The sequence below is a fragment of the Endozoicomonas ascidiicola genome (assembly GCF_001646945.1).
Classification (GTDB): domain Bacteria; phylum Pseudomonadota; class Gammaproteobacteria; order Pseudomonadales; family Endozoicomonadaceae; genus Endozoicomonas; species Endozoicomonas ascidiicola.
This window is the reverse complement of the sequence record NZ_LUTV01000003.1, coordinates 610,136-620,227: the sequence shown is the minus strand read 5'-3', so window position 1 is coordinate 620,227 and position 10,092 is coordinate 610,136. Positions and strand designations below refer to the sequence as shown.

Annotated in this window: 10 protein-coding genes; 3 read left to right on the top strand and 7 right to left on the bottom strand. The window is 47.1% G+C overall.

Features of this window, described 5'->3' with window-relative positions:
• Nucleotides 1-212: 212 nt before the first annotated feature.
• The 5 genes from AKL11_RS10240 to tnpA form a co-directional block, all read right to left on the bottom strand.
• The gene (locus tag AKL11_RS10240) at nt 213-1,184 is read right to left on the bottom strand and encodes an IS1380 family transposase (protein ID WP_095210298.1); all 972 of its coding nucleotides are present in this window, start codon (nt 1,182-1,184) and stop codon (nt 213-215) included.
• Nucleotides 1,154-2,071, bottom strand: coding sequence for a UPF0236 family transposase-like protein (locus tag AKL11_RS10235; protein WP_301335669.1), 918 nt, complete (start codon nt 2,069-2,071; stop codon nt 1,154-1,156). The genes AKL11_RS10240 and AKL11_RS10235 overlap by 31 nt, the downstream gene beginning before the upstream one ends.
• A gap of 104 nt (nt 2,072-2,175) precedes the next feature.
• Nucleotides 2,176-2,460 carry a hypothetical protein gene (locus AKL11_RS10230; RefSeq protein WP_067517018.1) on the bottom strand — a complete coding sequence of 95 codons (285 nt, stop codon included), beginning with the start codon at nt 2,458-2,460 and terminating at the stop codon, nt 2,176-2,178.
• 89 nt (nt 2,461-2,549) lie between these two features.
• Entirely contained in the window at nt 2,550-3,053 is a 504-nt protein-coding gene (locus AKL11_RS10225; protein WP_157673501.1) for a transposase, read from the bottom strand.
• Nucleotides 3,054-3,151: 98 nt separating this feature from the next.
• Nucleotides 3,152-3,580, bottom strand: coding sequence for an IS200/IS605 family transposase (gene tnpA / locus AKL11_RS10220; protein ID WP_067517014.1), 429 nt, complete (start codon nt 3,578-3,580; stop codon nt 3,152-3,154).
• 312 nt (nt 3,581-3,892) lie between these two features.
• On the opposite strand from tnpA, the gene AKL11_RS10215 reads away from it, so the two are divergent.
• Entirely contained in the window at nt 3,893-5,515 is a 1,623-nt protein-coding gene (locus AKL11_RS10215) for a hypothetical protein (RefSeq protein ID WP_067517013.1), read from the top strand.
• A gap of 276 nt (nt 5,516-5,791) precedes the next feature.
• Here the strand turns inward: AKL11_RS10215 and AKL11_RS10210 are convergent, their stop codons facing one another.
• Together AKL11_RS10210 and AKL11_RS10200 are read right to left on the bottom strand one after the other, a co-directional pair.
• Nucleotides 5,792-7,108, bottom strand: coding sequence for an anaerobic C4-dicarboxylate transporter family protein (locus AKL11_RS10210; protein WP_067517011.1), 1,317 nt, complete (start codon nt 7,106-7,108; stop codon nt 5,792-5,794).
• A gap of 228 nt (nt 7,109-7,336) precedes the next feature.
• Nucleotides 7,337-8,110 (bottom strand): Nif3-like dinuclear metal center hexameric protein, encoded by a 774-nt coding sequence (locus tag AKL11_RS10200; protein WP_067517007.1) that lies wholly within the window; start codon nt 8,108-8,110, stop codon nt 7,337-7,339.
• Between the two features lie 70 nt (nt 8,111-8,180).
• Between AKL11_RS10200 and AKL11_RS10195 the strand changes: the two genes are divergently transcribed.
• Both AKL11_RS10195 and AKL11_RS10190 read left to right on the top strand, forming a co-directional pair.
• Nucleotides 8,181-9,290: a S1C family serine protease gene (locus AKL11_RS10195; RefSeq protein WP_067517005.1), complete on the top strand. Its 1,110-nt coding sequence runs from the start codon at nt 8,181-8,183 to the stop codon at nt 9,288-9,290.
• Between the two features lie 210 nt (nt 9,291-9,500).
• Nucleotides 9,501-9,965 (top strand): F-box protein, encoded by a 465-nt coding sequence (locus AKL11_RS10190; protein ID WP_157673500.1) that lies wholly within the window; start codon nt 9,501-9,503, stop codon nt 9,963-9,965.
• Nucleotides 9,966-10,092: the final 127 nt, after the last annotated feature.

The following is a 10,092-nucleotide window of genomic DNA, read 5'->3' as shown; positions in this document are numbered from 1 at the left end:
CATAAATGCTGCTAAGCCAGAAGAAGTGATGTTTTTTTTGAACAAACAAATCCTTGCAGAGCATAGCAACAAACTCTTCTGCCTTTCGGTCATGCTTAACTGCACCTTTTTACCGCTATAAAATAATCGATTTTCCGAGTATTTGGCATGACGAACCCTCAGCTTGTTTTGCTGATTCAATTTCGTGCCTTTTATTCAAAGTGTTGTGTCTGTTACCCCGGTTTGGGGAACGGCAGGGCAGTAAACGTTTCTGTAATTCGCTGCAGCACCTCTTTCATTGGGTTACTGCTGGGCAGGTGTAACTTCACACGATCTTTGTACTCCACCACCTTAACAGCAATTTTGAACAATTTGGCAATCACTGTTGAAGGCTGTGCCTTCTCTAACTCAGTACCCTTCAACGCAATGGCTCTCATTTCATAATGCAAAACATAGGCAGCGCATGCGTAATACATGCGTAACGCATTCGCCCGAAAACTCATATCCGATGTTCGATCACACGACAGGTCATTTTTCAGATGTTTGATGTAGTTTTCATCCTGCCCCCTCGGACAATAGAACTGTTCATAAATGCATTGTGCTGAAGCGTTTGTTATGGATGTCACCACAAAACGAGGATTGTCACCCATCTGATTGACTTCAGCTTTATAGATGACACGTGTATTCAGTCCTTTCCAACTCTTTGCCTGATAGTTTGCCTCACCATATATACGAACACGGTAAGGTATTGCCAAATCATTCGATCGTGCGTTAGCCGTGCGTTCCTGCAGGCAGCGACGAGCTTCAGCCATGCTCTCATCCGATTGAGGCCGTAAGGCTGTTGGATGGCCTGCGCCTTTGCCCAACACATAATCAGCAGCTTTATCCTGTTCTACAACCTGCATTAGCTCTGGCTGAGCAAAGTGGCTGTCACCCCGGATGATAAGGTGTGTTTTCGGCCATGACTGCCTGATTAACGCCAAGAGTCGTTTAACAATAGCGGCATTCTCTTGACCAGAGGGTGTTTTACCCGGATGAAGTATCGCGGTGATGAGCTTTCCGCTCAGACCTTCAAAAATCATCAGTGGCAAGTAGCAGGTGTTCCCGTATTTGGTGTTGAACAGGCTGTACTGTTGAGCGCCGTGGGGTGAAATTAAAAGTGTCCTTTCACCGGTTACCCTAAGCGCTCCCAGTACTGATCCCATTCACCGTTAGCTCGTAATGTTCTTAAGCCAAGCATTGCTTCAGCGTTCTCGGGTTTCCACCAGGCGCCGGGTATCTTGAGTCGCATTTGCACTATTGAACTGTTCGCACTCTCTATTTCACCAGAACCGATGGGAAGGTTTACCGCTCTCGCTGCCGCATATTCAAACTGACCTGGACGGTTTCTGATGTATCGATGGCATTCCTCAGACTTATTCGCGGCCTTGCCCTTCTTTCCATTTCTATGCTGATCAAGCTCTGCTATGACTGCACTCACATCTCCTGACTTCATCCGTTCCTGTTGGCAATGCCGCCACTCGATACGAGCCGCCTTTTTATAGCCCACGCACTCTTCTGCTGCATCAGCAAAGTACTCAGAGAGATGGTAATAGTCGACAAGGTAGCTCCCTTGGTTTCCAAACACCCTTTTTGCCTGGCTGGCAATCCAGGTAGCTCCATCACTTACGCAGTGAATAGACGACTTCGGATTAAAGCCTTGTGCTAAAGCACAGTTTAACCACTGATCACCGGCCTTATTAGGGCCTTTCATAGTAGCCAGATGACGCTTATCATTGCTGCCGAGCTTATAGACCTGACAAAGCTTGGCTTCTTGCCATTCCGTTTTACGCGTTTTTCGTTTGTCTCCGTCTTCTACGTCATTAAATAGAACAACAGGAATCATACTGCCATCCATTTCGCCCACAAACTGCTCAGCTTCACCGGTGAAGTCCTGAGAATTCTGTTCGGGAATGAAGGTTTCCTCTTGCATGCAACTGGCATGTTCAAGCGTAATAGCACGTACAGACGACTCAGGAATATCTATACCGTAATGTTCGTGCATTTTCTTAGAGGCTGCCTGGAAAGAGCAGTCAGCAGCAAAGTCGACAATTTTGCGTTGAATAGTGAGAGAATAGTCTCTGCAGTGAACCTGGGCAGCATGGCTAAAGGGTCTGAATCGATGTTGATCGATCGTTGGACAGCGCTCAACGACGCCTATTTTTCCGTAAGTGCTGAACCAATGAGTGTTTTTTTTCGAACTTTACTGTCGGGGTGTTTCAGGCAGGCCTCAGAAAACTTCTGATTTTCTTTGCAGGCACCCCAATCAGTAAGAAGCTCGTTACCCATACTACGGAGGTTCTGTATGACGGTCTCCTCAGCATCACTGGCACGATCGAGCTGTCCAGACTCAGCTTCAACGATATCTAATAGGGCAGACACTCTACGTTCAAGTATCGGGTGGGCAGCAAGTCTATCAGCAAGAGAAACAGGCGAGGACATATTGATCTAACCGCTGAGAAATACTCATACAGTATTGTTCAAATCTTGGTTTTTTGGGGATGAAAAGGCTCTGGTGAGCACATTTAATTTCACCCAGCGCCGTGGGTCAGGGACGCCGTGTGATCAAGGTCGATAATCGCCAGCTTTGGTGGCTTTTTATAGCTGTTGATAAAATGCTCTGCGAATGCGTAAGCCAGGCTGTGAATGTCCCTGCGGGATAAGTCTTTCCCAAGTCGTGTATAGGTTGGAGCAGAGGCCAGATGAGCTTCAGCACTCAGAGGGCTACGACCGACTGCCAGCTTGAACATAGGGTCTTTGCGCAAATGATTGCTGTCATTGGCATCTTGATAGCCACAAGCCATTTGCAGCACTCTCTGCATCAAGAGATCTTGCATGGAGTGATCGATATAGGATTGGTGTCTTTTATCCTGTATTGCGTTGACTAATCTGGGAATTAGCCCACTGTGGGTTGCCGTCTCTCTTAACAGCAAAGCTCCGAAATCAGAGGACAGTTCTCCACCGTTAAAATCAGCTCGCACTGTTTTACCGTTCACAGGGTGAMAACAAAGGGTTTCTTGTGTATGTTTGGCCATGGCAGGTTCCGGTTTGCTTCTTCCGAAGCTTTCTTTTTGTCGACCCAATCATATCAAGTGATTGGCCGGAACCTGCTTGGTTTTATGAAATATCCGGGTTAGTATTCAGTCCTGAAGCTATCATCTACTTTGGGCTCAAAATGATGATCCAGATACTCCTTGATCATCTCTTCAGTCACCTTTCCCGATGTGACACAAAAATAGCCTCTTGCCCAAAAATGCCTTCCCCAGTATCGCTTCTTCAAATCAGGGAAACTTTCAAACAATCTTGTAGACGACCTTYCTTTGACCCTCCTCATTATTTCACTCGGAGCCATATTCGGAGGCGCTGACACAAACAGATGTACATGATCCTTACTAATCACTCCCTTAAGAATCTCYATCTCAAATGCCTGGCACGTTTCTCTTATCAGCTCCCTGGCTCTTAAGCCAACATCTCCCTTGAGCACCTGATACCGGTACTTCGTGACAAACACAAAGTGGTACTGAATATTAAATACTGTGTGACTGCCATACCTGTAGTCCATCGCAGAACCTCTACATCCAGATAACTGCGACAAAATATCATAGCTAAAGCTGACCGGCTAAAGCCGGTGGTTTTAACCTTACGAAAGACTAATAAAGCCAATGCGCCCTTTTTTCATTAGACGCCGCAACAATAAAAAGCTAATAACCGCTGCGTCACCTAACCTGCCTAAACTGTTACCTGCATCCCAATAAACGATAAATGTCGCTCATATAAGTAAATAAAACCCTCTCATCATGGCATGATTAATGGCAGCAGAGAATGGCTCCGCCGTCCTTATATTCCGCCAACGTCTGACTAAAAAGCGCACACAATGGAACACACATTTTTCCAGATCACACTTGCGACACTGGCCCTATGTGTCCTCAACCTGATTGTTTCGGCCTATCTGATTCGTCAAAGCCGTCATCAAAAAGATCTGCAACTCAGCCAGGCAGAAGCGATCAGTGCTCAGTTCTCATTCAGAAGTGATGATACACATGAGCAGTTCAACGACACAAAATCCTATTTTGAGCATCTGATTTCCGAGCACAAGAAATCGTTCGCCAGCTCAATGATGATGTTAAAAAGTGCCGATCAAACCCGGGCGCAGGCCATTCAGGGGCAGCTGGACAGTATCAGCGAAGACAACACCCAGAAGATCAATAGAGCCAAGGATGACATCGTAGCTCTGCTGACCAAAGCCATTGCTGAACAACAGCTCTCTCAGGAAAAACGCTCTCAGTACATCCTCAATAAGCTGGATCATCTTGCAGATGGCATCACCCAATCGACAACTCAACTCGAAAAAACGGTTCTGGAAAAACTTGATAAGCTGGAAAACGACAGTGGGTCGACCTTTGATGCACTTTATGCTTTTGACAAGTCCGCCAAAGCTCAGCTTGATAGCCTTCAGGAAAAATTAATCAAGTCAGAAGTAACCGTTGTTGACCACATCCGCTACGTTGGCAAAGAGCAAACTGCTGCTGCAGACACCATTCAGGAAACCTTATCTGTAGGTATTGGCAAAATCAGCACAACGGCTCTTGAATCAGCCTCTCAACAAAGAGAGCAACTTGAAAGCATCGATCAGAAACTGTCGGCAAGGGCGGATAAACAGCTATCGGATATTGAGAGCCTGCTAGCCACTCACAATGATGAGAGCACACACAAATTCGAGACGATTCAAGGACAACTTGATGGTCAATTGAATGACATCAAACAAACGACATTGCACACTGAAGAGAAGCTGCTGGAGCAATTAACGACGAGCGGCCACGAACAATCTGAGAGAGCCTCTGCGTTACAGTCACAAATCACAGAGCAATTCCAATCTGCTGAAGAAACCATCAGTGGCATTACCTTCCTGGTGACCAAACCACTAGAGCGGCTCATGAGCAATCAGGAGACACAAGCAGAACAACTGCAAACGTTACTGAATAGCAACCTTCAAACCATTACAGAAGCACTCTCTGGCACCCGTAAAACTCTGATTGAACAGCTGGATTCCCTTGCGAAAAATCAACATGAGCAGGGAGAGTCCTGGCAAGAGCTCAACTCTGGCAAGTTCAGCACGCTGAACAAGCTCATCACCGATTTTGAATCACTGATGATCGAGCAGTTGTGCAATTATCACAAAGTGCAAACACGTCGAGTGGAGTCTCTGCATACCGATGTCAATTACCACCTGGACGACCTCAACAGAACGACACTGGAATCCGATACAAAATTCACAGAACAGTTGAAACAGTTGACCACAGATCTATTGACCAGTACTAAAGCCATTCAGGAATTCACTAACGAACAGATGCAACCTATACGACAAGGAAATGATAATAAACCTGATGAAAATGATAGTGAAGGCAGCCTAAAGGCAACGGAAGAATTATTGGCTGAAGCAGAACTAAAGCGCTCTAACAAAGTGGAGCTGGTCAGCTCTATAAAAGGGAGTTCTTGATCATCTGATCAATCTGCTTGGCAATCAGTGTAATACCAATTCTGCTTTTAAATTATGGGCTGCGCAGCCATTTTGACCGACTGGATCTGCGTTGAAGTTCCTCGCCATAGCTACGGCTATGACTCGTCTCTTCGCCTTGCCCAGTCACCCAAAATAACTTGCTCGCTCCATAATTTAAAAGCGACATTGGTATAACTTATCATCCTCAGCGTCTGTTGATACAAAAAAAGCTTACCACCCTCGGTGATAAGCTTTTTTTAAACAGCGATTCTGTGGTCAGAGCATGATGCTACCGAATACAAAGCCCGCCGCAACAGAAGCAATAATGGCAATCAGCCCCGGAATCATAAAGCTGTGGTTGAACACATACTTACCGATTTTGGTGGTTCCTGTGCTGTCAAAATCCAGAGAAGCGATAATCGGGCCGTAGTTCGGTACAAAGAAGTAGCCGTTTACTGCCGGGAACATAGCAACCAGAGAAGCAGCTGGCAGCCCCAGGGCAACACCCAATGGCATCAGAGTAGACGTTGTTGCACCCTGACTGTTCACCATGACGGACAGTACAAACAGTGCAATAGCAAACGCCCATGGAGCGGAGTGAACTAAATCAGTAATGCTGCCTTTCAACAGTGCATCGTGGGCACCGAAGAAACTGTCACCCAGCCAGGCAATACCAAAGATCGCAATAATGGCACGCATACCGGCAGTGAACACATCACCACGGCTGGCTTCCCCCACATCTGCCTTGCCGACAAATACCATCAATGCAGCAACCGTCAGCATGATGATTTCAATGGTATGCGCCATGCCCATGGCAGAACCGTTGAAGTGAGGACGCAGGGCAGGAATTGCACCCATGATCACCACCATTACCGCACCCAGCAGGAACAGAAGAACGGAGATTTTTGCACCGGGCTTCAACTCAGAAACCGATACCGTGGTGGTTTCTTCCATCTTACGACGGAATTCAGGATCTTGTAGACGACGCTGGTATTCTGGATCATCCTTCAGCTCTTTACCCAGCTTGTTGGTTACCAGAGCGGCAATAAATAAGCCGACCATGGTCGCAGGAATCGTGGTTCCCAGAATTTGCCCAAGAGTTACATCGTACTTGGTGGACAAAATAGTCAGCATGGCAACAGTCGCCGCAGCAATCGGGCTAGCCACAATCGCCACCTGAGAAGCAATAACCGCCATGGACATTGGGCGTTCAGGACGAACACCGGTACGACGGGAAACTTCTGCAATCACTGGCAGCACAGAGTAGGCAACGTGGCCAGTACCGGCAAACATGGTGAAGAAATAGGTAACCGCTGGCGCAATAAAGGTAATCCGCTTTGGATTTTTACGAAGGATTTTCTCAGCGATCTGAACCAGATAGTCCATACCACCCGCCGCCTGCATACAGGCTGCTGCAGTCACTACCGACAGAATCATCAACATAACGTCAATCGGCGGCGCGGTTGGTTGGATACCAAACAGAAAGGACAGAATGGCAAGACCGACGCCTCCCATCAAACCAAGACCAATACCACCAATGCGTGCACCCACCAGTATGCACAGAATAACGATGGCTAATTGCAGCCAGATCATATTACTTCTCCCCACAGTTCTTCAGAACTGCCCACGCAAGTAAAAACCCTTCTGCCTCTGCTGTTTTTCTTCACAGAAACAAAAGGAATCAAAAAGACGAGGGGAGTGTATGCCAGTTATTTTTTGCTCAAATTGATTTACGACAATGTTTTATTCACTGCTCAGAAACCAACAAAATAGGTAGTTTTACCCACGCAATCAGAACAAATATGAGCGTTTTTTCACATGTTATACCGGAGAATCAATATCCACGAATGTATGTTCAATACTGGTTTCATCGTGCAACCATCTCGCTAACGCCTGAACTCCGTAACGCTCAGTAGCGTGATGGCCAGCACTGATATAGTGGATACCATTTTCCCGGGCAAAGTGAACGGTGGATTCAGAAATCTCACCACTGACAAATGCATCTACGCCCAGAGCTAAGGCCTTATCGATCATGTTTTGAGCAGCACCGGTGCACCAGGCGATGGTTTTTATGGCGTGATTACCACCTGAAATCAGCAGCGGCTTGCGGTCCAGTTTATCTGTTATCTCCTGACCGAGGCTGGCCAGTGATAGTTCGCTGCGGGTGGTGCCCCAATTTCCCACGGGCAGCTTTGCTCCAGGCTCCATCCCTCCAGCTGACGTCCAATCCATTAAACGAGCAAGTTCTGCATTATTCCCCATGACCGGGTGAGCATCCAATGGCAGATGATAAGCGACAAGGCTAATATTATTGGCCAGCAGTGATTCAATACGACGCCGTTTAATACCGGTAATCACCGACTCTTCACCTCGCCAGAAATAACCGTGATGAACCAACAGGGCATCCGCTTTTAATTCAATGGCTTTATCAATCAACGCCTGACAGGCCGTTACACCGGTCACAATTTTTTTAATGGGTGCATCAGGCGATACCGATGCATCAACCTGAATGCCATTCGGGCAGTAGTCTTTGAACTGCCCCGGTTGCAATTCCTGATCCAGCAAGGCGACCATATCTTTTAATGTCAGGGCCATCGGTTCTCTCCATCCCTTCATAGATGTATATTGATTATTTACGACAGTATAACCAGCCACGGGGCTATGAATGAAAAAACTGCTTAAATCCGTTGGCCTGCCCATCGCCATCGGGCTTTTTTCCGGGCTGATCGTGTTGTTAGTTGTGCCTGACCTTGCCGGCATTTCTGAACGATCCAGAAATCAGACCGTAGAGCAGTTTACCCGCCTGTTTAACCTCAGCGGGCAGGTTTCATACGGCGATGCAGTGAAACGAGCAGCACCTGCTGTCGTCAGCATATCCACCACCAGTGTTTCAGAACGAGGTGACAGCAACCTGCCTCTCCCCCAGAGAAGTGCCTCACGAGATGCACCGGAAGGTTCCGGGGTTATCGTCAGTCCCGATGGCTATATTCTTACCAATCACCATGTTATTCAAAATGCGTCTCGACTATTAATCACCCTGATCGATGGCCGTGAAGTGCAGGCGACGCTTGTGGGCACGGATCCGGAAAGCGATCTGGCCGTCTTAAAAATCGGTTTAAAGAATCTGCCTTATTTACATCTCGCCGATTCCAGTGAAGCTGAAATAGGTGATGTGGTTCTGGCAATTGGTAATCCTTTTGGTCTTGGTCAGACCGTGACCATGGGCATCATCAGTGCCACTGGGCGAAACGATCTACAGCTGAACATTTATGAAGACTTCATTCAAACCGATGCGGCCATTAACATCGGCAATTCCGGTGGTGCGCTGGTGAACGCCTATGGCGATCTGGTCGGTATCAGTACCCTGTTGTTTTCCCGGGGCGGTGGCAGTGAAGGCGTTGGTTTTGTTATTCCATCGAACATGGCGCGCTTTGTTATGGAGTCCATCATTAAGTATGGACGGGTTATACGTGGATGGCTGGGTATCGAATCACAATCTCTGAGTGCATCACTGGCAAAGGCCTATGGTGTCAGTACAAGAGTTGGTATTCTGATCACTGGCGTGTATGAAGGTGGGCCAGCGGATCTGGCGGGCATTCGCAGGGGAGACATCCTGATCGGTATTAACGGGCAAAGTACCCGGGACGGTCGCAAGGTGATGAATATGGTAGCGCAGATTCCACCGGGGCAGTCCATGACCATGCAGGTGCTGAGAGATGGGAAGGCCATTGAGCTGATCGCTCAGGCAACCACAAGACCAAAAATTGTGAATTGATTGCGAATCTACCCTATCCTAATAAACGTCACATCAACCGGGCTTCAGTTGCTCTATAGGCAAACCTGAAACGAATAACTATCAATTTTGTTAGCATGCTGACATGCCTGTCAGGCCCTCCCCTCGTTGCTTGCTGATATTATTCCAGGCTAACTCGTATTGTCGGGTATTTGAATAATGAAAACAGATCTACATTCTATCTTTCCATGTATGAAGCCCTCACATCCAGCAGATCACGGGGATCAGCCATTACCGGCAACATACTTTGGCCAGAGAGAGCTCACGAATTTACCAGAAGAAATGATTCTGAAGGTTTTCTCATACCTTTCTCATAACGAATTGTCGTCATGCAAAAACACCTGCCTCGCGTTTCGGCGCATTGCAAATGATCCGAGCATAGCAATGCCTGCTTATTACAAGCATTTCAATCCTGCAGAAAAACCATGTCAGGCAACCCCTTATTCAGAACGTCACTATGAAACAAAAATACAGCCATGGCTGAACCATTTTGGTAGTCGTGCGGAAGAAGCCATTTCACATTTGGATGCATACAAGTTCCACCCTGCATTTGCTGCCCGTGTGTTTTACAACATTGCACAAGCGTTATCAAACCTGAATTCGTATCATAAATGCATAACCTCTGTAACCACAGGGTTGCTACAGAGCCACCTTTGAATTCAATCAGAACTCAGGTGTACTCTGTAAAGCTACTAAACACTACAGAGGATGCCACGGATGGCCTTTAAGCACCTGAGCTCTGAAGAGAGACATTATATCGAAATTGAACTGAAAAATGGGACTT